Genomic DNA, 23848 nt, shown 5'->3' with positions numbered 1-23848 from the left:
GTGGAATGTGGGTATTTTACATACTGTTAAGGGTATTTGAACTTAAAGTGCTTGCGACTGTTTTGGAGAAATATTAAACTTCTATTAAAGTACATGGAGGAAAGCATATTGAAACTGCAACTATTGGAAAAAAAAGATTTGGCTGAACCGGAAATAGATATACGATATTCAAGTATGACCCAACCTTTAAATCGGATTGTTCAATATATCCGTCAACAAGAATATCTTATACAAGGAATTTTTGAAAAAAAGCTGTATCAGATACCATTAAATGAAGTCTTGTATTTTGAAACTGTTGATAAAAAAACATTTATGTACACTCAACAAAAAATATTTGAATGTAAAAAGACACTTTCTGCTATTGAACAAGATTTAATAAGGTCAAATGTTGTAAGGATAAGCAAAACAGCCTTATTGAATATTTCTTGTCTGGTCTGTGTTAAACCTTACCCTAACCACAGATTATTGGCAGAACTTAACAATGAAGAAAATCTAATTGTTTCAAGAAAATATATTCCTATTCTAAGAGATAAGATAAGGAGTGGCTATTATGAATAAATTTTTAAGGACATATCTTCCTGCATTTTCTATGGCATTTACATTTATTATTTTGTATGCAACGATAAGCAATATTATAGCAGGATATTCTAAAGACAGATTTTGTTTCTTTATTTTGCAGGTGTTTGTTTATCTTATGGTGTCAGTGATTGTCGATTGGCTTCTATCATTTATAGATTTTAGCAAATATATATATCACTTTATTGCTGAAATGATTATATTATATCCAATAACCATTGGTGTGGCATTTATAGGTAAATGGTTTGCGTTTAGTGCAATTAACATTACATGGTATTCATGTGTCTATATTTTAATTATGATAGCTATTCATTGCTATTTTTATCATATTTCCAAAAGACAAGCTGATGAAATAAACAAATTTTTAAAATTAAGGAATAAGAGGTAATAGTAATGGGCGATATGACAAAATTTAATAGTGCTATTGAATATTATATATTTAATGTGTTGCTAATGTGTTTACTTATTTCCGAAATATTTATTTTCTTTTATACACGTTCAAAGCAAAATAGAACTGAAAAAATTGACACTAGAGATTTAGGAACGAAATGGTTGTTATATTTAAATTTTGTATTTTGTTTGATAATTAGTTTTCTATGTATCAGTCAAAAAGCTCCATTTTGCATAAGAGAATTGACGTTGCCTGCTTACTTTGCAAAAATTGGTATGTTAATTATAGCAGTCGGGATTTGTATTCGTATAAAAGCTGTTTTAACTTTAAAAAAGGCATTTACATTAAATGTTCAGATTAGTAAAGAACAACAGCTAATAACAAATGGTATGTATAAATTTGTACGCCACCCTGCCTACACTGGAAGTATTCTGTCATTATTGGGCGTGAGTATTGCGTTAAAGAATATCCCTGCTATATTGATAGTTGCTATTTGTAGCTTTGTTTGCTATCAAATAAGAATAAATGTTGAAGAAGCAGTTTTACAAAAATATTTCAAAGAATATAACTTATATAAAGAAAAAACATATAAACTTTTTCCGTATATATATTAAAATTGCTGATGTCTTGGAGATAACTTTAGTAATGGTATTGACTAGTTATTTTTTATGAAAAAATAAAATTTGTAGAATAAATTTGTAAGATTAAGCGAATATGAGAGGAGCTTTTATGAGTAATCAATCATGGGTGTTTTGCCCTATTTGTAACAATAAGACACGAACCAAAATACGGAACGATACAGAATTGATAAATTTTCCGTTATTCTGTCCGAAGTGCAAACAAGAAACTATAATCAATATGAAACGTGGAAATATAATTATCAGAGAGCCAGACGCTAAGACGCAGAGCCGATAATTTGTAAGTTATTGTAACTTATAGATTGTCGGCTCATTTTTTAATTCCATGATTCTGTGTTTAGTTATGATATAGCATGAATTAAGAAATATACAAATCGAAAATCAACAAATTTTTCAAACAGTCTCATTGCATAGGAATGACAAACAGATTATTCTTAAAGCAGGAGGTGGCAGAAATGGCAAACGAAGATAAAAAAGATTTTAATGCTATGTTGCACGATAACAAGGATATGCCAAAATTTCAAATCATTACAGACCAGAAAAGCATTGAAAAATATGGTGGAAGTAAAATGTATTTTGCTCCGCCAATTGACTATGACAGAGTAATGAAAAAAGTCCCTTATGGTAAAGTGATTACTGTTGGGACAATACGAGAATACTTTGCGGAGTTGAGTGGTGCAGATTTTACAGAACCGATTACAGCAGGAATTTTTGTTTCTATTGTGGCATGGGCTAGTTATCAGCGTTCCGAAGATGAAACGCCTTATTGGAGAACATTAAAAGCGAACGGAGAACTGAATGCTAAATATCCAAATGGCATTGAGGCACAAAAAGAAAAATTAGAATCAGAGGGACACACTATTATTCAAAAAGGGCGAAAAAATATACGGTACTATGTAAAGGACTATGAAACTTTTCTCTTTGATTTGAAATAGGTAAGTTTTTCCTTTCATGTTCATAGGTGTTAAAGTACCTGTATAGAAAAACAGAGAAAATAAGAAGCAAATTACTTCTTATTCTCTCTGCTGTTCAAGATACCGTCAATCGTACCTTGAATAATTTTTAATTCGTTATCACTCAATAAATCAAGTGACGAATCTATCTGACGGCGGGTTGTGCTTTTTTCAATATTTTTTGCTGGATAGAAATACTCGTCAACAGATATATTGAACATGGTAACTAAATCATGGAACAACTGAAAGCTAGGGTGTTTCCCGATATTTTCAATATCTGCGATATGACGTTCTCCGTAAAAGACTTTATCGCCTAAATCATTTCTGGAAAGCCCTGCTTTCTCTCTGGCTTCTCTGATTGCCAGTCCTAAAGGACGAAAATCAAAGCTGTGTGTATCTTTCTTTTTTCTCATTTTTAATCACCTAGCATGAGTTTATACTTCATGTCATGTGATTAGAATGTGTTAAAAACTCATATTATATGCACTGTAAATTCAAACAAAAATATTACCTCGTTCGGTAAATAAAAAAAACCGTTCTGTGGGTAATCTGTTTTATAATGTCCAAAAATATTAGGACGGTTTTGGTATAACCAGAGCTGTCCTTTTTCTATTTTCACAGGCTTGCTCGGGTCAAGGAGCAATTTGTGATTCTAAGTAAAACAGGCAATCTATACCGACAACCGAATTTATTCCGTCTTTTTCTTAGTACATCATCAGTCCTTGAACATGAATTAAAAACTCATATATCAGATGTTTTAAAAACAGTCTATTTGTTATTGGTGCAAATAGGCTGTTTTCATATTTACAAAAATTTTTTTCAATCCTGCAACAAATCACACCTTGCCGTACAGATATGGTGCGGAAAGAGGGATACATACTTTTTACTTCATAGCGAAAGGGGGTGTGATTTTGAAACCATCAGACTTCCAAAAGACAATACAGTGTCAATTTGACTGTAAGCTCAAAAAGGTTGTGAAAGGCATTGTCCGTAATTACCGCAAGGAATTAGCCAGACGACAGGCAAAAGAAGTATCCTTTTGTGAGCTTCCAGAGATTGTTGTTGAGAAATTGATTGTATGGGACGATTACGAAAGTGAATATACAACATTCGATGTGTGCGGTACAGAAATCCGTGTACTTGATGAAGAACTTGCAGAAGCACTGAAACAGTTGCCGGAGCAAAGCCGGAACATTGTATTGATGTTTTTCTTCTTGGATATGAGCGATTCGGAGATAGGCGAAAAGCTGAATATCAACCGAAGCACATCATATAGGCACAGAAGAAATTCACTTGAAGAAATCAGAAAGCAGTTAAAGGAGAAGAAAACAAATGAAGAATAAGCAACACACACTTCCATCATTTTTTCTCATATCATCAGCCGTGGACGGTAACGAAAACGCCATAGAAAAGCTGTTGCTGTTCTATGAAGCCTACATATCAAAATGCTGTTTACGCCCGTTTTACGATGAATACGGCAACGTATACATTGTGGTTGATATGGAATTAAAGGGGCGTATCAGAGAAGCCCTTTTGAAAATGATATGTGAATTTGAAATAGACGAACATTAAATAATCTTTGAGCGGAGCATGATTTAATAAACTCCCCTCTTTCCTGTTCCGCTTTTTCTTATCATTCTGTATCAGTCCATTTGTAAAAATGAATTGATACAGGCTGACAAGAGCCTAACAGTTCTTTGACAAGTGAATAAAGCAGTCAGATACGTTTGTGCTTGCAGTGAGCCATCAGAGGTTGTACGCCGTGACTTTTCCAATCGGGAGATAGCGATTCATGCAATGATCTGGGAGCGACCGTTGGAAAAGTCGTTCTGCCATGACCTGCAACACAGGATAATGATACACCCGTATGACACGGTTCAGCCCACAGGAATGGGAATGGTTGAGATACCAGCGGAGCTTGCCGAAGCCGTCTGATTGCTTGTAAAAAGCATATGATAAAGGAGAGTGATACTTTTACTGGTGTGCAGAAAATGACGATAATACAGGTCGGTAAAAGGAGGGCTGACAGATGAACAAAACAAAAGAAAGACCAACCTCACAGCCGATAACGGTAAATATAGATAAATTGTCTGCAATGTTATCTTGTGGTCATGCTACTGCAAGAAAGATTGGAGAACAGGCAGGAGCAAAAATTGTGATTGGACGTAGGGTTCTTTATTCGGTAGAAAAAGTCAAAAATTACCTCTCATATCTGGAAGAATAACACCCTTTTTCATTTATGTTTCTTGTGATATATGGTATAATATTTATAGACATAACCACGTCATGAGAACAAAAAAGGGGGCTATTACAGAAAGGAATGTTTCTCATGGCAAATAGCAGAAAAGACCATAAAGGAAGAAAATTAAGAGAGGGCGAAAGCTGGCGTAAAGATGGTAGATACAGTTACCGTTATACAGATATAAGAAGCGGAAAACGTCTGACAGTATATGCAAAGGATTTACCGGAATTAAGGGAAAAGGAAAAGCAGATTGCAAAAGACTTGGAAGATAACATTTTAACTGATGGAGCAATCAAAAAACTTACTGTTAATAAATTGTTTGAAAGATATATGTCCACTAGGGAGCTGAAAGAATCTACTAGAGCAAATTATCTGAAAACATGGGAGAATCGTGTCAAAGACGAAATTGGAAACATCAAGGTTGTTCAGATTTTACCATCACACATCAAATCGTTTTACTCAAAACTTTCTAAAGCAGGATACGCATATTCTACAATAAAATTTATTAACAATATGATTTATCCGGCACTGGAAATGGCTGTTGATGATGATATTATCCGCAAGAATCCGGCAAAGTTTTCTATCAGTGATTATGGTAGACAGGCAGAAGAACGTATTGCCTTAACAGTTTTACAACAGGAAAAAATGCTGGAATTTGTGAAAAATAATCAAGTATACAACACCTACTATCCAATGCTCAGAATCATGTTAGGAACTGGTGTAAGGTGCGGAGAACTGATTGGATTGACTTGGGAAGATGTAGATGTCAGAACAAAAGCGGTAAGTATTGACCATCAGTTGATTTATAAAGATTTAGGAGATGGCTATAAATTCCATATTTCCACGCCAAAGACGGATTCTGGAATCCGAACTATCCCTATGACATCAGATGTACAAAGAGCATTTGAAGAACAAAAGAAATTAAACTTTATGCTTCAAAAAGGAAAAGATGTTGAGATAGACGGTTATAAAGGATTCATTTTCATGGCAAAGTCCGGCAGACCGCTCATGCCTAGTGCAATAAACAATATCTTATATAATATTGTAGACGCATATAACAAAAAAGAAGTTCAAATTGCAAAGACTGAACATAGAAATGCTGAATTGTTACCAACGGTATCCGCTCACATTATGCGACATACGGCTTGTACCAGAATGGCAGAAAAGAGGATAGACGTAAAAGTTCTTCAATATATTATGGGACACGCCCACATAGATGTAACAATGGACGTATATAACCATGTAAGTGAGATGTCCAGAATTGAGAGTGAAATCACAAGGCTGGAAAGCGTAGCAATTAGTTGACACCAAAAATAAAAAAATTGGTGTCAAAATGGTGTCAAATCAAGAAAAAGTGATGATTATAAGGAAAAAAAGTGTTGCAAACCCCGTAAAATCAAGGTTTGCAAAAAAAATCTCAAAAAATTAGCACTCAACTCTTGATAATGGAAGTTGATTTTTGTCCTGTCTTGTGTATCCTAGAAGTGCCTGTTTTACAGGCTTTCCGGGGCATCGGTCATTTTGTTTGGTATTGTAAAGCAGTGTCAGATTTGTCGTAAATGTCGTAAATTTGTGGTCAAAAAATGATGAGAAATGGAGAGTGCTAATAATATGAACGCAGGCTACGAAGTGACTGCGTTCATGAGCAAGTAGCGAAGCGGATTGCGAATGTCCACTGTTATAACGTATACAAATGTAAATGGATATCTGATTCCAAATCTCACCTATAAATCCGGTGAGCAGATGGAGCAACTTGGCAAGTATGGTTTTCTTCGTAGAGATTATCTGAAGAACTATCGAAATTCAACCTATCAGGTGATGCTTTTACAGGATACCATTGGAGAGCATCTTCTGGAAGTAGATAAGGCAGCCAGAGAACGGGAAGAAATGATTCTGAAACAGTTGGAAGAAAAAGAACCATTGCCAGATAAAGAAGCAGATCAGATTGCCTGGGTAAGAACTGCTAATCAGCACAGAGCGATTGCGGAAGAGATTATTCTCAAGGAATTGATTTATGTTTAAATGAAGGTGATGAGGTCGTGGAATGCGACCTCATTATTATATGTGACCATGAAAAAGCAGTAGGCAGAATGAGAAAAATAGGGTAATATAACAGTAAGCAGTTGGGACAGTTTTGAAATGCCAATTTGGCATTTCAAGTTATAGAAGGGAATCGATAATGAAAAAAGAGATATTAATAGCAGATAATATTGATAATATTTATGATGAAATAAATGCGTTAATCAGGGAAAAGAAAACTAATGTAAAAAAAGTTGTGAATGATGCCATTATTTCTCTTAATTGGGGAATTGGAAAAAGACTTAGTGTGGAGTTAACTGGAAATAACAAGCCTGAGTATGGAAAAAAGGTTGTTGCAGAAGTCAGTAAACGGCTGGAACAGGAGTATGGTTCGGGATTTGATAAAACATCAATTTCAAGAATGATTAAGTTTTATCAGGAATTTCCTGACTTCGAAAAAGTTGCGACATTGTCGCAACAATTGACCTGGTCGCATTTTGTAGAGATTCTGCCAATACAAGATGAGTTAAAAAGAGATTTTTATGCTGCAATGTGTATGCAGGAAAACTGGTCAGTGCGAACACTGCGTGAAAGAAAAAAATCCATGCTTTATGAACGAACTGCAATATCGAAGAAACCAGAAGAAACGATTAAAAATGAAATTGCGGAATTACGAGATGATGGAAAAATGAGTCTGGATCTTTTTTACAGAGATCCATATATGCTTGATTTTCTCGGTTTACGTGATACTTATAGTGAAAAAGATTTAGAAAATGCTATTCTTGCAGAATTAGAAAAATTTATTCTGGAAATGGGATCGGATTTTGCATTTTTAGCAAGACAGAAACATTTTGTACTGGATGGCAAGGACTACTATATGGATTTATTATTCTATCATAGAGGCTTGAGAAGGTTGGTTCTTGTTGAACTAAAGCTTGGGGAATTTGAACCGCAGGATAAAGGACAAGTCGAGCTGTATTTGCGATGGCTGGAAAAGAATGAAAGAGTGGAAGGTGAAGAAAGTCCTGTTGCACTTATATTATGTGCAGAAAAATCACAGGAAACTATAGAATTAATGCAATTGGATCATGGAAATATTCATGTGGGACAGTATATGACCCAAATGCCTCCAAAAGAACTTTTAGAACAGAAGCTATCCCTTGCTATTGCAAATGCGAGAGAATTGTTAGAACAAAGGAAAGAAGAATAGAAATTTTCAATTTAATAATGAAGTGCAGAGAAAGGCGTGAGTCATAGAAATGTGGCTTGCGTCTTTTTCTATCTGGAAAGGAAGTGAGATAGAATGGCACAGATTTTTCGTGTAGAGAGAACTAAGAATTTTACGGTAATGAGTAATCATCATTTCAAGAATAAGAATCTGACATTGAAAGCGAAAGGTCTATTATCGCTGATGTTAAGTTTGCCAGATGACTGGAATTACAATATGCAAGGACTGGCAACATTGAGCAGAGATGGGATTGATTCTGTTCGTTCTGCAATTAAGGAATTAGAGTATCATGGATATGTGGAACGTCATAGATTGCGTAATGAGTATGGCTTTTATGGCGATACCGAATATATTATCCGGGAAGTTCCATTAGGAGAAGAAAATGATTAAGTGGAGAAGAGAAGTGCCTAAGGGTGGATAGTCCAATTTTGGACAATCAGGTCATAGGAAATTTCTATCTCCGGACATCAGAAAATAGGAAAACCAGATATGGTAAATCCCATACTGGACAAACCGTTGCTATTAATAATCCATGTTATTAAATATGAATTATTAAAGAACCAGTAAATAAAATATCCATCTTATCAATTCACGTAAGTATTAATGGGATTGGATAAGAAAAGAAAGAATGAGGTATGATTATGAGAATGATGAAAAATAACAGAAATGAAACAGTTATGGTGATCGGGATTGATCATGGTTATGGAAACATGAAAACTGCCACCAGATGCTTTCCATCCGGTGTAGCCAGATATGACAAGGAGCCAATCTTTCAGAACAATCTTCTTGTTTACAATGGCATGTATTACCAGATCGGAGAGGAACACAAGGAGTTCTGTGCAGAGAAAACGCAGGACGAGGACTATTATGTGCTGACACTGGCGGCTATCGCAAGGGAACTGGATGGGAAAGGTATGAACCGGGCAAAGGTACACATTGCAGCCGGACTTCCACTTACCTGGCACTTTAGCGTGCAGGGAAAAGCTCCAGTGGAGCTTTTCATCGCAGTAGTTACACAGAAAGAAGATTTCCAGAAATATCTTCTCCAGAATGAAAGCGTGGATTTTATATTCCGCAATAAAGAGTATCATGTAGAGTTTGCAGGCGCTGATATTTACCCACAGGGATTTGCAGCAGCCTTTTACCGCTTACAGGATTTCAAAGGAATCAACATGCTTGTGGATATTGGAAACGGAACTATGAACATCATGTATATCAACAATTCCCGTCCATTAGAGAAGAAATGCTTTACAGAGAAATATGGAACGCATCAGTGTGTGCTTACTGTAAGGGAATCCCTGCTGAAAGAACTGGGAACAGTGGTGGACGATCTGGTGATTGAGCAGGTGATCCGTACCGGGACAGCAGATATTGGTGAGAAATATCTGACAGTCATTCGTAAAGCTGCCAGAGATTATACGAAAGAAATCTTCCATAAGCTGAGAGAACGGGAATATAATCCAGAACTGATGCGTTTGTATGTGGTCGGCGGTGGCGGTTGTATGATCCAGAATTTTGGAGAATATGACAAGAGTCGGGTAATGATTGTACGGGACATCTGTGCCACAGCGAAAGGCTATGAAGCAATGACCGTAAGGAAAATCCAGAGAAACGGAGGGATGCTTGTATGAGAAAAGAACGGAAAATCATCAACACAAATATCCGTTTGAATCTTTGTGATGAACAGGACAGGCAGGCATGGGAATATTTGCAGACGATGAACAGGGAAAAATATAAATCGTACACCAGAGCAGTTGTAGTTGCTTTAAACGATTATTTTTCCAGAGAGTACAGGAATGAAGCAGATCCGTATCTGGAAACCAGAGAAAAGGAAGATGCGTTTTTGGAAAGAGTGGAAACAGCTGTCAGGGATGGAGTGAAAGAATCCGTCCCGATGGCTATAGCGAAGAATCTGATGGAAATGCTTGTACCGTTTGTAAAAGAATCGGTAGGAGAAATTAATCTGCCTGACAGAACACTAACAATGGAGAAAACGGATGGAGAGATCGCAGAAGATAATCTGGACTGGGAGAAAGAAGCTGATATGGATGCAGCACTGGATTTTGCAGACAGTTTTTAGACGGTTATGAAATAGCAGTAACAGGAAAACAGACTGACAGTAAGGAATAGCTTTACAAAAACAGAATAGCAGAAAAAGACAATGGCAGTGATGACATTTCAGACATTATGAATTGGAAAAATGTTTATGACTGCTATTTTTATGTCTTTTAGCAGAAATGGAAAGAGATCCAGAAAAAGAAAGACAGAAATAACAGGAAAATATAACAGAAAAACGTTGGCAGATGGGTGGATTGAACAAGCAAGGCGAAGAAAAGAATAGAGTGCCGGATACGGCACATGATTGTCCGATACTTCGCATCGGAGTGATGCATGAACAGCCTGTTTCAGAAAGAGAAAATCTATCGAAATGGGAGCTTTTCTCTTTATGAAACAGTCTGTCCCTGCACCACAAAACCACCGTCATCTCCATTTTGATTTGATAACGTAGGGTGGAAAATATGGCTTGGTGGGTGTCGGTTCAGTGGTGGGGAGATGACAGGCAAGTTTCGCAAAGTGGCAAGCCACTCTGCACCGGAGCCAGCCTTTGGGCTGTTCCTAAACTTGCCAGAGGGCTCCGCCCCTGGAACCCCGGCACGTCAATAGCGTAAGTATCCCCGCGAAATGTCCACCGGACATTCCTGTGGAACACTTACTGATTGACTAGGACTTGTCTCCGCCGCCGCTCCGGTCGGTGCAAAGCTGACGTCCACTGGACGTCATGCACCCTGCACCCACCAAAGGAGCATTGTCTTCGCTCCACTTCGGTCGGTGCTAAACGGACATCCACTGGATGTCCAGCATCCTTATGGAATCCCTTTATTGGTTTATCAGTCAGAATATCGTATCAGTCAATAAAGAATGAAAATTAAGCAAAGAAAGGAGCCGAAAGCCTATGAGAAAACGAAATCATACAGTAACCATACGAATGAATAAAGCAGAATACGATCTGCTTCAGAGTAAGGTCAAAGAATCTGGAAGAACACAGCAGGAAGTTGTGATAAAAGCAATCGCAGATTTGAAAATAGTATCTGCAGAGGAAGTGGAAGAACTGAAAAGACTGAACCAGATGTTTGCAGACATCCTTTGTCAGCTCCGGGGAGCGACTACAAATATCAATCAGATTGCAAGAAAACTGCATACAGATGGAGAAATCCCAAACGACAGTATGTTATATTTCCTCAATAAAAATGTCCTCAAGTACCGGAAGGAGAGTGAAAGAATATGGCGGTTAATAAGACGATTAATAAGCGGACAAATACACATGGAGCAATGAGAAATTGTATCGAATATGTTTTACGACAAGACAAGACCGGCGAACTGCTTACCTATGTAACAGGCCCGTACTGCCATGATGAGATTAACTATGATCTGGTGTATAGAACCTTTTTAGAAGAAAAGAAGATGTGGAATAAAGATTCTGGGAGAATGTATGCCCACAACATTATTTCCTGGCATAAGGACGAGCAGATTATTCTGGAGCAGGCGTTTGAATTTGGAAAAGAGTTTGCAGAAAAATGGTTTAGTGGATTCCAGACGTTAGTGGCTGTGCATAAGGATAAAGAGCATATTCACTGCCATCTGGTTACCAATTCAGTGAGTTATGAAGATGGGAGAAAGCTGCATAATACCAGAAAAGATTTGGAACGTATGAAACAGCTTACCAACCAGATGTGCCGGGAACGTGGACTGACAGTTGCCGAGAAAGGAAAGCACTTTGATGGAAGCCAGATTGAAAAAGGGGAAGTCATTGCGTGGAGCAAAGATAAATATAACCTGTTCCGTCAACAGGTAAAGGACAGTTTTGTAGCGGACTGTGCAATGGCGGTATTAAAGGCACTGGAAAATTGTATCAGCAAAGAAAAGTTTATAGAAAAAATGAAACAGTTTGGATGGAACGTAAACTGGACAGAGAAACGTAAGCACATCACTTTTCAGAACCAGGATGGAAAGAAAGTGCGTGACAGCAATCTGTCTAAAACATTTCATCTGGATATCAGTAAGGAGGGATTGGAGAATGAATTTAATGGAAATAGGGAAAAATCCAGAGTTGCAGCCGACAGAGACAGCAGAGCAGCCGAAGAACTCAGAAACTATTACAGAGAGCTTGACGCAGCCATCACAGACACCAGAGGAATCACCGATCAAGCTCAAAGTGGAGAGGGATATTCTTGTACAGAGTTTCGAGAAAGCGAAAGAGTTCATGCGAACACAGAAAAAGCAGATACAGACACTGGAAGAAGAGAAACGGATGATCTTATTCGACAGGCAGAAATTGCGAGAAGAAGTTCGGAAATCAACCGTAGAAATTCAGCGTTTAACAACAGAACTGTCCGAAACGCAGAAGCTGAATCAATCGCTTCAGCAGAGCAACGACGATCTGAGGAACAGGAATGGTTTGAAGAGCAGGAAAGAGCAAGAACAGCTCGAAGAAGAAATAAAAGACGTTCGGGACCAGAACTCTAAACTGCAGATACAGGTGAATAAATCATCTGTTGAAGCAGTAGATGAAGCACAGAAGAAACAAAAAGAAGCAGAGAAAAAGATGGAACAGGCAGAAACAAAGGCCCGTAACGAAAAGAAACGGGCAGAGCTGGAAATCCGTAAAGCGAAAAAAGAAGTAAAAGCCAGAACCGAAAAAATGAGGGATACGGAATATTTTTGGGGAATGGGATACATTACGGTAATCCTGTTTGTAATTATGCAGAACGGTGCTTTTCAGAATGATTTCATAGATTTTTTCAGGACTCCATTCATGTGGTATTTTCAATTTTGTGAATGGTTGGCACATCCAACCTATGATAACGGATTTAACCAGAAAATAGCATATACATGTGGAGAAGCATGGGTTATCAGAATTCTGGCAATCGTAGCGGTCCTTCTCATAGTGGTAATTATAATGGCGATAATTATGGAAATAATAAAGATATACAAAAAAATGTGGGATAAAATTTCACAGATGTTTTTAATCGGAAGTCTTTCGGGGATAGCAGTGCTTGGAGATGTAATTAGAGAATATCTGCCAGTGAATTTGATTTTGACATTTGGATTTATCAATGTGGGAATCATGCTGCTTAAAATGTATTTTCAGAAGAAGTTTGAAGAAAAAAGCCTGTATGCTGATAATCACTATGATTAGGAAAATACAAAAGCCGATAACCATAGTTCAAAGAACTGTGTTTTATCGGCTCTGCGGCTGTGCGTCTGGCGTTTTAATAGCAGTCATATGGAATTGTGCAATGTTGATTAGGCATTTGCTTTTACACTTCGAACAAAAGAGTGGGAAAGTTTTTTAATAGACAGTATCTTCTCGGATTTTGTCACGTGTTTTATTTCCGCAGACAAGGCAACGCACCCACTCGACACTTACTTTTATTTGCACCTCTACTTTTATTTTTTCCTTGAGTATCCTATAACACTAACAAAATACGATGAAACTACTATACCCAAAGCAAAAATAGCAATCAACATAGGATTTTTAACCAAATTTTGAGTAACGTATTTCATATCTTTTGATATTTTGCTTACGAAAAAGATAACGAGAAGTGTGCAAATCATTCTCACATACTGAACTCTCATATAGCCAAACCACTGTGCTATTGCTAAACATATAGAACACCATAAAACAGGTAATGCTATTGCAATGGCGATAGAAAAACCAAACTGGCTAAGTGTAAAATTATGATAAACCACATAACGAATGATATAAATGATAACTGTACCCATTATACTAATCGGAACAAGAAGCAAGCTAGTCAAATACTTACTGAAAATGATTTGGTACTTACTCATCGGCAAGGTTAATTCATATTGTTTCCATGAAGTCAATCCATCATAGGTCATGGTCATCATTAAGTGCATACCGATAAAAAGTGAAAAAAAAGCCGATGACATAATTGAGTAAACTTCATTCTCTCCGAAGAATGAAATTGCTATTACAAAAAAATACATTACAAAAATGACTTTTTTATTCATTTTCTTCATAAGCAATAAATCCTTAAAAACCAATCCTTTCATTTGACACCTCCTTTGATATAGAACAGCATAATGTCCTCAATAGAAGCATTATCAATAATTAGATTTTTGTATCTTTTTTTTGCAGCTACTTTGTCATGTATTAAGCATTCCACGCTAAGATTTGTTTCTCGACAACATACATAGTCATCTGGCGAAACAGTATTAAATTCTGATTTTTTACAGCGTATAATTCCATAATTATAAATAAGGTCATCTTTCTTTTCCTCAAAAATAATTTTTCCATTATGAATCAGAATTACATAGTCAGCAACCTTTTGTATGTCAGAGGTTATATGTGTAGAGAACAAAATAGAGTGTTCTTCATCTTGAATAAATTCTAAAAAAATATCCAAAATTTCATCTCGTACAACAGGATCTAACCCTGTTGTTGCTTCGTCTAAAATCAGAATCTGGGGTCTATGCGATAGTGCACAAATAATTGACAATTTCATCTTCATACCTTTTGAAAGTTGCCCTATTGATTTATTTAATGGAACATCAAGGCGTTTCATATATTCTTCAAACAAATTCATATCCCATGTTTTATAAGATCCCGAAAGGATTTGGGCAATATCTTTTGCATTTAAGACGGAATGGAATTTACATTCGTCAAAAACAACACCAATGTTTTCTTTATGCAAATAAGAGTGATTTTGTTTACCCAATATTCTTATTTCACCCGCATCCAACTTTAACTGGTCTAAAATTAAATTGATAGTTGTACTTTTTCCAGCACCATTTTCTCCTATGAAACCCACAATACGTCCTGTAGGAACTGTAAATGAAATATGATCTAACATAAAATCATCAAATTTTTTAGTAACATTTTTTACAACAATACTGTTCTGTTCCATAATTCCACCTCTCATTCTTCAAAAAATAGTTTTAGAATATTAGCCATTTGCTCATAGCTGATACCATGAGTACGACCGATTATAGCAACCTTTTCTAAAAGTTCTTCTGCTATTCGTAGTTGTTCTTCTTGAATAAATTCTTTATTTGGTGATGCAACAAAACTACCTTTTCCCGATACGGTTTCGATAAACCCATCTCGAGTTAAATCTTCGTAAGCTCGTTGAACAGTAATAACACTTATATGCAGGTCTTTTGCCAGTGCACGCATGGAAGGCAGGGCTTCTCCGGCAGATAGGGTACCATTCATGATTAAACTCTTGATCTGCATAGCAATTTGTTCATAAATAGGCTTATCACTACTATTACTTATGATAATTTCCATTCTAACTTCCTCTCACCACCTTTTGATATATGCGTACTTATACGATATGTACAGTGTATATGATAGTGTCAGAAATGTCAATAAAGTAATCCTACAATTCATTCATTAAAATATACCATATAAAGTTTTCAAAAAATCAGCGTAATCCAACCTGTCAACCGGCATAATAAGGTTATTTCTTTGTGCAAATCAGCACGATAATGATAGGATGAGCGATGATGAATTAGAACTTCTGGCTCCATGGAACGAAATCGTCAAAGCTGAAATCGAACGTCGTGCAAACGAATCAAATTAATCATATGTGAATTGTCAAGGTGCTCCGGCTACTGAAAAGTAGTCGGGGATTTTTTCTATCGTATCTAAAAATTAAGCGGTTACCATATATTCAGATTGGCAGTGAAGTAGTTGTTAAAGAATATCCAGATAGACGGGAATATGCTGTTTGGGAAGAGGTACTTAATACTTGTTTGAAAGAAAAAGCGAAGCGATTTGTGTAATTACAAATGCTGGCTATAAAGTAGTTGAGTGATGAAAAATACATATAGCAGAAGAGCATTAGATTAAAAAAGAATAGTAACTCCCCATTATTGGAATATTTTCCAGTTTTGAGGAGCATTGTATTTGCTATATTCGCCATTTTTTCTTAGGTTCAAACTTTCCGCAACCATCACAGGTCTGTGGCCAGTTGATTTTCCATTCAAAATACTCATCTCTGGTAATCTCGCCGGATTTCAGTTCATCCATTCGAACTACCCATTCTTTCAGAAAATCATTCAGAACCCCATAATCAAACCACATACAGACAGGAGCATGGGCAGGCCAGTTATCATTGTCATGGTAGTAAACGGAAGTGTCTGCTACTTCATTGCATTTTTCACCAGGAAATTTCCGAGGAAGAAACAGATGCAGGGCAGATGGATTAAATTCATCCAGCCAGAAAAGCAGTTCCATCATTTCGGAAGCGTCACGTCCAGCGGTATCATAGAGGGTATAAGGATTGACATCCAGAGCATTAGCCATTTTATCAACCAGATCTTTTTTTGGAACACGAACGCCTTTTTCATATTGTACAATTCTATGCTGATCGGTCAGTCCGATCTTCTCTGACAGTTCTTTTTGTGTCATTTTCCGGAATGTCCGGATTTTTTTTAGTTTCAGATTAAAATTCATAAAGTCACCTCTGCATTAGTCCTGATAAACATCCATAGAAGATAGTAAAATCAAGAAATGAATAACTATTTGTCCATATTATAACACAAGATAGCAGAAAATCAATAAAAAAGAGTACAAAAAAGAACCTAAAACGCATGAAGTGCTATTGACATTAGCAGTAACTGGGGATATAATGGCATTAAATCGAAATAGGTACAAAAATGTATACCTACAAAAACTTTTGATTGTTGAACCTTGAAAATTAAATGAGCTGTATGGGTGCCTTTCGGGGCTTAAAGGTAACACAGGATTCCACCGCTGTATCAGAGAGTAGTATGTGGAAACCGAAGATACTCCGGCAACGGCTGGTATGCTTGAGAAGAAGCTGCCAGTATTCAGAAAGATTTCTGATAGAGGTCAATTGTAACGTTGACACCGCCATATACAAATGGAAGCCAACACGCCGAACAGAATGGAAAATCATCGTAAGAAGTCCAAACAAAAAGTATATGTACTGACAACGGGCATAACCGCTGTCTGGGAGGTGATGCAGAAGAATACGGAGGAAAGGAGGTATGTGCATCATGAGAAAAACAACAGAGTATAAGTCTGAGAATCGTCTGACGGTAGATATTGAAGGATTAATGGCAATGTTATCCTGCGGAGAAGTAACTGCAAAGAAAATTGCAGACCATGCAGAAGCAAGAGTGATTGTTGGAAGACGTGTTCTCTATAACGTGGATAAGATAAAAAAATATCTTGATGCAATGGCAGTGTAATGAAAGATAAAAGGATAAAATACAACAACTTTCCTTCGGAATGAAAAGTGAAAAGGGTAAAATATTCCTGAGAAACAGGCAAATAAAAATTAGCATTTTGCAGGAATTTACCCTTGGAAATCATAAAATATTATGTTAATCTGTGAGCAGATATCAGGCAGTAAATAACTGATACCGACAGGACAAAAATCATTCCGAATAACGAAAAATGAAGTGAAAGGAATGATTGATATGGCAAGAAAAGATAATAAAGGCAGAAATTTAAAAACAGGTGAATACCAGCGTCCGGATGGACGTTATGAGTATCGCTACAAGGATGAAATTACCGGAAAGCGTAATTCGGTTTATGCAGCTGATCTGGCGAGTCTGCGAGAAATGGAAAAGAAAATCAATAAGGATATGGATGATCTGCTTATTACAGATGCATCAGTCAAGAAGCTGACTGTAAATACGTTGTTTGAGCGATACGTGGCAACAAAGAATATCAAGGAAAGAACGAAAAAGAATTATATCCGTATGTGGGACTACCGTATACGAAATACTTTGGGAAATATTCGTGTTTTGGATTTTAAGACATCTCATGTAAGGACATTCTTTTCAGCATTGTCAGATGAAGGACTTGCACACAGTACGATCAAAGGTCTTTATGGCTTATTGAATCCCAGTTTTGAACTGGCAGTGGAAGACGGGATTATCCGTAAGAATCCGGTAACTGGAACACTTGGAGATTATGGGGCTCCGGCAAAAGAGAAAGAAGCACTGACACTGGAACAGCAGGAAAAACTTCTGGAGTTTGTTGAACAGAGTAATGTGTATAAGCTTCATCTTCCGATGATGCAGGTTATGTTTGGGGCTTGCCTGAGAGTGAGTGAGACTATCGGCTTAACCTGGTCAGATGTGGATATGAAGAACCGGGAGATTCATGTAGGTGGACAGCTTGTGTATTATGAAGGTGATGAAGGATATTGTTTCCATGATTCAGAAACCAAAACGGATGCAGGAATCAGAGATATTCCTATGACACAGATGGTATATGATGCGTTCCGTAAGCAGAGAGAACTGAATCTGATGCTTGGTTTGCAGAGTAATGTTGAGATCGGTGGACGTAGTGGATTCATCTTCAATACAAAACATGGGCGTCCGATCATGCCGGCGGGAGTGAACAGCTTTCTGAAAAATATTGTTAATGCCTATAATAAGAAAGAAAGCAAACTGGCAGAAGAAGAGAAGCGAGAGCCGGAGCTGATGCCTCCTATTTCATCGCATACCCTTCGGCATACGGGATGTACCAGACTGGGTGAGAACAATGTCAATCCCAAAGTTATGCAGTATGTGATGGGCCATTCAGATGCACAGATTACAATGAATGTCTACAATCATATTGCAGAAAAGTCTCATGTGGAGAATGAAATGTCTAAAATGAACCTGCCGGAAACCGTACCTGCTGTGGTATAAACCATAGATTGTTGTCGTAAAATGTGGTAAGAAAATCAGACGAATATATTTTCCAAAAGATTTGTCGTAAAAATGTGGTCAAATCAAGAAAATCGAGTGCGAAAGCAAGTGAAAAATCCCTGTGAAGCCCGTAAAATCAAGGTTCACAAAATCTTGGTTGAATGAAAAAGTAACTTCCACCATGTGCTAGTACTGATAAGTAAAGGGATTTCTGCAGAATTAATTTCTACAAGATATAGATATTTACACAAAACAAAACTATAATATAAGGAGAAAACACCGTGTTTTTACGGGATTGGAACATCACGAAAGGACCGCTGGCTGTTCTTTGCAAGGGTAACTTCCACCGGTCTGGAGAATACGATGCCGGAAATGAATGTGATATTTAGTGCTTTAACAGCGTGGGTTTTAATATCACCTGATCCGCGGGTATATCTTTAAGATCGCAAAGTTCCAATAGTTTTCTGTCTATCAGTAACTGAGCCAGTTTAAATGGGGTACAGCCGTTTAAACTGGCTCTTGCCACGCTATTGATATGGTTAGCTATCAGAGTTACCTTGCTCTGGTTCAGTTGTGCGAAGCCGATACCTTTGGGAAGGATATAACGGATAAATTCATGGTTTTTTTCCAACTTGCCTTTCTGCCAGGACGACATAGGATCACAGTAGAAAACCCGGGATAAACGAGCTGTATCTCCAGGACGTTCAAATATTTCAGGGTCTTTAAAAGAGGAGCCATTGTCTGTGAGGATGACAGGAAATAACTTGTGGTATAGATCAGCTCCAAGCTGTTCATACAGCCAAAGGAAAACTTCCCTGATATTTTTACGGTTATCGGCTTCAAGCAAAAAAATGAGCATAAGGTTACAGTTACGGAATAACATAGTCAGAAGGACTTTCTCAGATTTTCCACCAGCTCCTTCCACAACATCTAACTCTACAACATTTGTGTCTGGATATTCTTCAAGATATTTTTCAAAATGATGGTATGTCCTGTTTTCCCGGTAGCCGGTGTTTTCAGGGGCTTTTCTGGTCTTGCGACGCTTTTTATAGCGTACTTTGCGGGGGAGGTCCAAATTGATAGCAGTAAAATATCCATGATCAATGTAGTTATACAATGTACGGATGGAACAATCGATAAGATGTTGATTGGAAGCGTAAATATGAGATAATGGCTGCCCTTTAAGGAGAAAAGGCGAAACCAGTTGATCCAATTGTTCCAGCGATTCAGGAGTCTGATTGATACCGGAACGGGAAGAAACCTTGATCTCATTATAAAGGTCATGGGCATAATGGGCACGGTAAAAATAGAAGTCATGGGAACAGGTCCGGATCTGTTTACAGTTATTACAGACGTAAGGTGGTTTTTTAAGTCTGTCACAAAGTATAGGAGTAAAATCACGGCAGTACACGGCGCAGCGTTTGGAACGGCATTTAAAGCATAATGACTGGCAGGAAAGGCTGCCACATACATTTCTTTTTTCACAGAAATGAAAGAACTGGCATTCTGAGCGTTTCTTCTGTAGGTCGTCCTGATAATGAGGAACATGTATGAGATGCCGCCGTATCTCCTTTGAGATGGTAGAGGAATCCTTGTTTAACCTCTGAGCGATCTGTGTAAAGTTTTCGCCAATCTGTATACCATGTTCGATAGCAGCACGGTCAGCGAGAGTAAGGTGTTTGTGATTCCCAATATTATTAGTAGCCATAAGTAAATCCTCCTTTGTAATAAAAATGGATCATTTCCGGTGATCGGAGGATATGGGCCAGTGTACCCTGGCATTTGTTATAGGATAGCTTATTGCAGGACTAAGTTCCACCCCTAATTTCAGCAAAAGAACATAAAGGGCTGAGAGTGGAAATTAGTTTTTCATTTTAGGGTCACAAAATCTTCACAAAATAACTAGCACTCACCTCTTGACAGTGCTAACAAATCGTGTTATATTTCTCCTAGAACAAGAAAAAAGCTACAGCATTTCCGAAACGAAAGTGCCGGAAGTGCTTTTTCAGGAATAGGAGGAAAGCCTATGAATATCAGTAAATTTACACAGAAATCCGTACAGGCTGTCCAGGATCTTGAGAAGGTTGCTTATGAATATGGCAATCAGGAGATCGAAGAGGAACACCTTCTGTATACTTTACTTACACAGGAAGACAGCCTGATTCTCAAATTGATCGAGAAGATGGAGATTCAGAAGGAATATTTTGTTGACACTGTTAAGAAAGCTCTGAATGCGAAGGTTAAGGTTCAGGGCGGAGAACTTCGCTTTGGTCAGTATCTGAACAAGGCACTGGTCAGTGCGGAGGATGAAGCCAAGGCTATGGGAGATGAGTATGTTTCTGTAGAGCATCTGTTTCTTTCCATGCTGAGATACCAAAGCCCAAGCATGAAGAAGATCTTTGAGGAGTTTGGAATCACCAGAGAGCGTTTCCTTCAGGCATTATCTACAGTCAGAGGAAACCAGAGAGTTGTCAGTGACAACCCGGAGGCAACCTATGATACCTTGAATAAATACGGTGAGGATCTTGTGGATAAGGCGAAGAACCAGAAGCTTGATCCGGTGATCGGCCGTGATATGGAGATCCGGAATATTATCCGTATCCTTTCCCGTAAGACTAAGAACAACCCGGTTCTCATCGGTGAGCCTGGCGTTGGTAAAACAGCAGCCATTGAGGGACTGGCACAGCGTATTGTGGCAGGAGATGTACCGGAAGGTCTTAAGAATAAGAAGATTTTTGCCTTGGATATGGGTGCGCTGGTTGCAGGTGCCAAGTATCGTGGCGAGTTTGAGGAACGTCTGAAAGCAGTACTTGAGGAAGTGAAGAAGAGCGAAGGACAGATCATTCTGTTTATCGATGAGCTTCATCTGATTGTGGGTGCAGGTAAGACAGACGGCGCCATGGACGCAGGAAACATGCTGAAGCCTATGCTTGCCAGAGGTGAGCTGCACTGTATCGGTGCAACAACTCTGGATGAGTACCGACAGTACATTGAGAAGGATGCTGCACTTGCTCGTCGTTTCCAGCCGGTTATGGTAAATGAGCCGACAGTGGAAGATACCATTTCCATTCTCCGTGGCCTGAAGGAAAGATATGAGGTATTCCACGGTGTTAAGATCACAGACAGTGCCCTGGTTGCCGCTGCCACACTTTCACACAGATACATTACAGACCGTTTTCTTCCGGATAAAGCCATCGACCTTGTTGATGAGGCCTGTGCGCTGATCAAGACGGAACTGGATTCCATGCCGACAGAGCTGGATGAGCAGAGACGTAAGATCATGCAGCTGGAGATTGAGGAGTCTGCCCTGAAGAAAGAAACTGACAACTTAAGTAAAGAGCGTCTGGCTGATCTGCAGAAAGAACTTGCAGAGCTGAGAGATACTTTTAATACCCAGAAAGCTCAGTGGGATAATGAGAAGCATTCCGTAGAGAAGCTCCAGAAATTACGTGAGCAGATTGAGGATATCAATAAACAGATCCAGAAAGCAAAACAGAATTACGATCTGGAGAAAGCAGCTGAGCTGCAGTACGGCGAGCTGCCGAAGCTTCAGCAGCAGCTGGAGGTTGAGGAGAAGCAGGTTAAAGAGAGTGACAGAAGCCTGGTACATGAGGCTGTCACAGATGATGAGATTGCCCGTATCATTTCCAGATGGACCGGTATTCCGGTAACCAAGCTGACAGAAGGTGAGAGAACCAAGCTGCTGGGCCTTGAGGATGAGCTGCACAAACGTGTAGTAGGACAGGATGAGGGTGTTCGTCTTGTAACAGATGCAATCCTTCGTTCCAAAGCCGGAATCAAGGACCCCACAAAGCCGATCGGTTCCTTCCTGTTCCTCGGACCAACCGGTGTTGGTAAAACAGAGCTTGCAAAGACTCTGGCTGCCACACTGTTTGACGATGAACAGAATATGGTCCGTATCGATATGAGTGAGTACATGGAGAAATATTCCGTGTCCCGTCTGATCGGAGCGCCTCCAGGATATGTTGGATATGAGGAAGGCGGACAGCTGACAGAGGCCGTTCGAAGAAAACCGTACAGTGTTGTTCTTTTTGATGAGATCGAGAAGGCTCACCCGGATGTATTCAATGTACTTCTGCAGGTACTGGACGATGGACGTATCACGGATTCCCAGGGACGTACGGTTGATTTTAAGAACACGATCCTGATCATGACCTCCAACATTGGTTCTCCATACCTTCTTGACGGTATCGACGAGAAGGGAGATATCAAACCGGAAGCACAGGAACAGGTTATGAATGATCTTCGTGGTCACTTCCGTCCGGAATTTCTGAACCGTCTGGATGAGATCATCATGTTCAAGCCGCTGACCAAGGATAATGTAGGTAAGATCGTAGATCTTATGGTCAAAGAGCTCAGCGACCGTCTGGCTGACCAGGAGCTTTCTCTGGAGCTTACAGATGCTGCCAAACAGATGGTAGTGGATAACGGTTATGATCCGGTTTACGGCGCACGTCCTCTGAAGCGTTATCTCCAGAATTATGTTGAGACACTGACAGCCAAGAAGATCCTTTCCGGTGATGTACATGCCGGAGATACCATTGTGCTGGATGTGAAGGACGGAGAGTTTACTGTCAGCACGAAGTAAAAAATAACTCCATAAATTTATGATAGATTGACAAGGAAAAGGACTGTCGGTTCTGATGGAAATCCATTTCAGGATGAAGATCAGAACCAGGCAGTTTTTTTCTGGACAGGGAATGGGATATTTTTATCAGATACTGAAGAAATAAAAAATCCTGAAAAATCTGCTCTGGCTCTTGACAAAAAATAAAATTGGTAAGATAGTAAATCTGATATTTCAGATCAGGCAGCTCTCCAGCAGCATCTGGGATATTGGATAAATATCAGATAAAAGGATGGAAACAGATTATGATACCAAAGGACCCGGTAATGCTTTTAAGCTACGTAAATACACAGCTGCGGGATTTTTACAGATCCCTGGATGCCTTCTGCGAGGACAGAGGACTTAACCGGAAAGAACTGGAGGATAAGCTTGATATAATCGATTATGCTTATGATCCGGCTGTGAACCAGTTTGTATAAGAAAATCAGGAACAGAAAGAAGTACCCGTTTCGAAT

At 38.5% G+C, this 23848-nt stretch carries 27 protein-coding genes and 1 pseudogene; 21 read left to right on the top strand and 7 right to left on the bottom strand.

Translation table 11 applies throughout. The features are described 5' to 3' along the window. Positions 1 to 108: 108 nt before the first annotated feature. From EYS05_RS01705 to EYS05_RS01685, 5 genes are all read left to right on the top strand, one after another. Positions 109 to 558: a LytTR family DNA-binding domain-containing protein gene (locus tag EYS05_RS01705; protein ID WP_158293293.1), complete on the top strand. Its 450-nt coding sequence runs from the start codon at positions 109 to 111 to the stop codon at positions 556 to 558. After that, on the top strand, positions 551 to 964 hold the full coding sequence (locus tag EYS05_RS01700) for a hypothetical protein (protein ID WP_138276440.1): 414 nt from the start codon (positions 551 to 553) through the stop codon (positions 962 to 964). The genes EYS05_RS01705 and EYS05_RS01700 overlap by 8 nt, the downstream gene beginning before the upstream one ends. A gap of 5 nt (positions 965 to 969) precedes the next feature. Next, positions 970 to 1581 carry a methyltransferase family protein gene (locus EYS05_RS01695; protein ID WP_055158668.1) on the top strand — a complete coding sequence of 204 codons (612 nt, stop codon included), beginning with the start codon at positions 970 to 972 and terminating at the stop codon, positions 1579 to 1581. 115 nt (positions 1582 to 1696) lie between these two features. Continuing rightward, the gene (locus tag EYS05_RS01690) at positions 1697 to 1882 is read left to right on the top strand and encodes a cysteine-rich KTR domain-containing protein (RefSeq protein ID WP_081021270.1); all 186 of its coding nucleotides are present in this window, start codon (positions 1697 to 1699) and stop codon (positions 1880 to 1882) included. A 178-nt stretch (positions 1883 to 2060) separates the two neighbouring features. Beyond that, the gene (locus EYS05_RS01685; RefSeq protein ID WP_055158669.1) at positions 2061 to 2540 is read left to right on the top strand and encodes an MGMT family protein; all 480 of its coding nucleotides are present in this window, start codon (positions 2061 to 2063) and stop codon (positions 2538 to 2540) included. 71 nt (positions 2541 to 2611) lie between these two features. Here EYS05_RS01685 and EYS05_RS01680 read toward each other — a convergent pair whose 3' ends face one another. Next, positions 2612 to 2971 (bottom strand): helix-turn-helix transcriptional regulator, encoded by a 360-nt coding sequence (locus EYS05_RS01680; protein WP_055158670.1) that lies wholly within the window; start codon positions 2969 to 2971, stop codon positions 2612 to 2614. A 498-nt stretch (positions 2972 to 3469) separates the two neighbouring features. Here EYS05_RS01680 and EYS05_RS01675 point away from each other — a divergent pair, with 498 nt between their 5' ends. From EYS05_RS01675 to EYS05_RS01610, 12 genes are all read left to right on the top strand, one after another. Further along, positions 3470 to 3901, top strand: coding sequence for an RNA polymerase sigma factor (locus tag EYS05_RS01675; RefSeq protein WP_044925118.1), 432 nt, complete (start codon positions 3470 to 3472; stop codon positions 3899 to 3901). Continuing rightward, complete coding sequence (locus tag EYS05_RS01670) at positions 3891 to 4130, top strand: helix-turn-helix domain-containing protein (protein WP_005423216.1); 240 nt, start codon at positions 3891 to 3893, stop codon at positions 4128 to 4130. Before EYS05_RS01675 ends, EYS05_RS01670 begins: the two co-directional genes overlap by 11 nt. Positions 4131 to 4587: 457 nt before the next feature. Then, on the top strand, positions 4588 to 4782 hold the full coding sequence (locus tag EYS05_RS01660; RefSeq protein WP_005423220.1) for a hypothetical protein: 195 nt from the start codon (positions 4588 to 4590) through the stop codon (positions 4780 to 4782). Positions 4783 to 4887: 105 nt separating this feature from the next. After that, positions 4888 to 6105, top strand: a complete 1218-nt coding sequence (locus tag EYS05_RS01655) for a tyrosine-type recombinase/integrase (protein WP_138276439.1) — start codon at positions 4888 to 4890, stop codon at positions 6103 to 6105. 363 nt (positions 6106 to 6468) lie between these two features. Further along, positions 6469 to 6822, top strand: coding sequence for a TnpV protein (locus tag EYS05_RS01650; protein WP_118624929.1), 354 nt, complete (start codon positions 6469 to 6471; stop codon positions 6820 to 6822). Positions 6823 to 6979: 157 nt separating this feature from the next. Then, positions 6980 to 8029, top strand: a complete 1050-nt coding sequence (locus EYS05_RS01645) for a PDDEXK nuclease domain-containing protein (protein ID WP_118041621.1) — start codon at positions 6980 to 6982, stop codon at positions 8027 to 8029. Positions 8030 to 8122: 93 nt separating this feature from the next. Next, positions 8123 to 8437 (top strand): helix-turn-helix domain-containing protein, encoded by a 315-nt coding sequence (locus tag EYS05_RS01640; protein ID WP_118624927.1) that lies wholly within the window; start codon positions 8123 to 8125, stop codon positions 8435 to 8437. A gap of 251 nt (positions 8438 to 8688) precedes the next feature. Beyond that, a complete protein-coding gene (locus EYS05_RS01635) occupies positions 8689 to 9678 on the top strand; it encodes a ParM/StbA family protein (RefSeq protein WP_173754485.1) in 990 nt (329 codons plus the stop codon). After that, positions 9675 to 10127: a hypothetical protein gene (locus EYS05_RS01630; protein ID WP_118041625.1), complete on the top strand. Its 453-nt coding sequence runs from the start codon at positions 9675 to 9677 to the stop codon at positions 10125 to 10127. The genes EYS05_RS01635 and EYS05_RS01630 overlap by 4 nt, the downstream gene beginning before the upstream one ends. A gap of 873 nt (positions 10128 to 11000) precedes the next feature. Next, positions 11001 to 11381, top strand: coding sequence for a plasmid mobilization protein (locus tag EYS05_RS01620; protein ID WP_173703208.1), 381 nt, complete (start codon positions 11001 to 11003; stop codon positions 11379 to 11381). Continuing rightward, positions 11330 to 12571 carry a relaxase/mobilization nuclease domain-containing protein gene (locus tag EYS05_RS01615; RefSeq protein ID WP_174235823.1) on the top strand — a complete coding sequence of 414 codons (1242 nt, stop codon included), beginning with the start codon at positions 11330 to 11332 and terminating at the stop codon, positions 12569 to 12571. The genes EYS05_RS01620 and EYS05_RS01615 overlap by 52 nt, the downstream gene beginning before the upstream one ends. After that, positions 12504 to 13244, top strand: a complete 741-nt coding sequence (locus EYS05_RS01610; protein WP_227752363.1) for a DUF6040 family protein — start codon at positions 12504 to 12506, stop codon at positions 13242 to 13244. Before EYS05_RS01615 ends, EYS05_RS01610 begins: the two co-directional genes overlap by 68 nt. Positions 13245 to 13286: 42 nt before the next feature. On the opposite strand, the pseudogene EYS05_RS17550 reads toward EYS05_RS01610, so the two are convergent. The 5 genes and pseudogenes from EYS05_RS17550 to EYS05_RS01580 form a co-directional block, all read right to left on the bottom strand. Continuing rightward, positions 13287 to 13460, bottom strand: a pseudogene (locus tag EYS05_RS17550) (cysteine-rich KTR domain-containing protein). Between the two features lie 35 nt (positions 13461 to 13495). After that, positions 13496 to 14122: an ABC-2 transporter permease gene (locus EYS05_RS01595; protein WP_118041629.1), complete on the bottom strand. Its 627-nt coding sequence runs from the start codon at positions 14120 to 14122 to the stop codon at positions 13496 to 13498. Next, positions 14119 to 14976: an ABC transporter ATP-binding protein gene (locus EYS05_RS01590; RefSeq protein ID WP_022381160.1), complete on the bottom strand. Its 858-nt coding sequence runs from the start codon at positions 14974 to 14976 to the stop codon at positions 14119 to 14121. The genes EYS05_RS01595 and EYS05_RS01590 overlap by 4 nt, the downstream gene beginning before the upstream one ends. 11 nt (positions 14977 to 14987) lie before the next feature. Beyond that, on the bottom strand, positions 14988 to 15359 hold the full coding sequence (locus EYS05_RS01585) for a GntR family transcriptional regulator (RefSeq protein ID WP_008706402.1): 372 nt from the start codon (positions 15357 to 15359) through the stop codon (positions 14988 to 14990). 624 nt (positions 15360 to 15983) lie between these two features. Further along, positions 15984 to 16529: a helix-turn-helix domain-containing protein gene (locus EYS05_RS01580; RefSeq protein ID WP_118041631.1), complete on the bottom strand. Its 546-nt coding sequence runs from the start codon at positions 16527 to 16529 to the stop codon at positions 15984 to 15986. 566 nt (positions 16530 to 17095) lie between these two features. Between EYS05_RS01580 and EYS05_RS01575 the strand changes: the two genes are divergently transcribed. Together EYS05_RS01575 and EYS05_RS01570 are read left to right on the top strand one after the other, a co-directional pair. Beyond that, complete coding sequence (locus EYS05_RS01575) at positions 17096 to 17290, top strand: hypothetical protein (protein ID WP_118041633.1); 195 nt, start codon at positions 17096 to 17098, stop codon at positions 17288 to 17290. A 231-nt stretch (positions 17291 to 17521) separates the two neighbouring features. Next, positions 17522 to 18745 (top strand): tyrosine-type recombinase/integrase, encoded by a 1224-nt coding sequence (locus tag EYS05_RS01570; protein WP_118041639.1) that lies wholly within the window; start codon positions 17522 to 17524, stop codon positions 18743 to 18745. Between the two features lie 385 nt (positions 18746 to 19130). Here EYS05_RS01570 and EYS05_RS01565 read toward each other — a convergent pair whose 3' ends face one another. After that, positions 19131 to 20453, bottom strand: coding sequence for an IS30 family transposase (locus EYS05_RS01565; protein WP_138276438.1), 1323 nt, complete (start codon positions 20451 to 20453; stop codon positions 19131 to 19133). Between the two features lie 318 nt (positions 20454 to 20771). Here EYS05_RS01565 and clpB point away from each other — a divergent pair, with 318 nt between their 5' ends. Further along, positions 20772 to 23354, top strand: a complete 2583-nt coding sequence (gene clpB, locus EYS05_RS01560; RefSeq protein ID WP_138276437.1) for an ATP-dependent chaperone ClpB — start codon at positions 20772 to 20774, stop codon at positions 23352 to 23354. Between the two features lie 284 nt (positions 23355 to 23638). After that, complete coding sequence (locus EYS05_RS01555) at positions 23639 to 23812, top strand: DUF4250 domain-containing protein (RefSeq protein WP_118514365.1); 174 nt, start codon at positions 23639 to 23641, stop codon at positions 23810 to 23812. The last annotated feature ends 36 nt before the right edge of the window (positions 23813 to 23848 follow it).

The organism is Blautia sp. SC05B48, assembly GCF_005848555.1.
GTDB lineage: Bacteria > Bacillota > Clostridia > Lachnospirales > Lachnospiraceae > Blautia_A.
The sequence above is the reverse complement of the archived record's forward strand: the minus strand, read 5'-3'. Positions and strand labels throughout refer to the sequence as shown.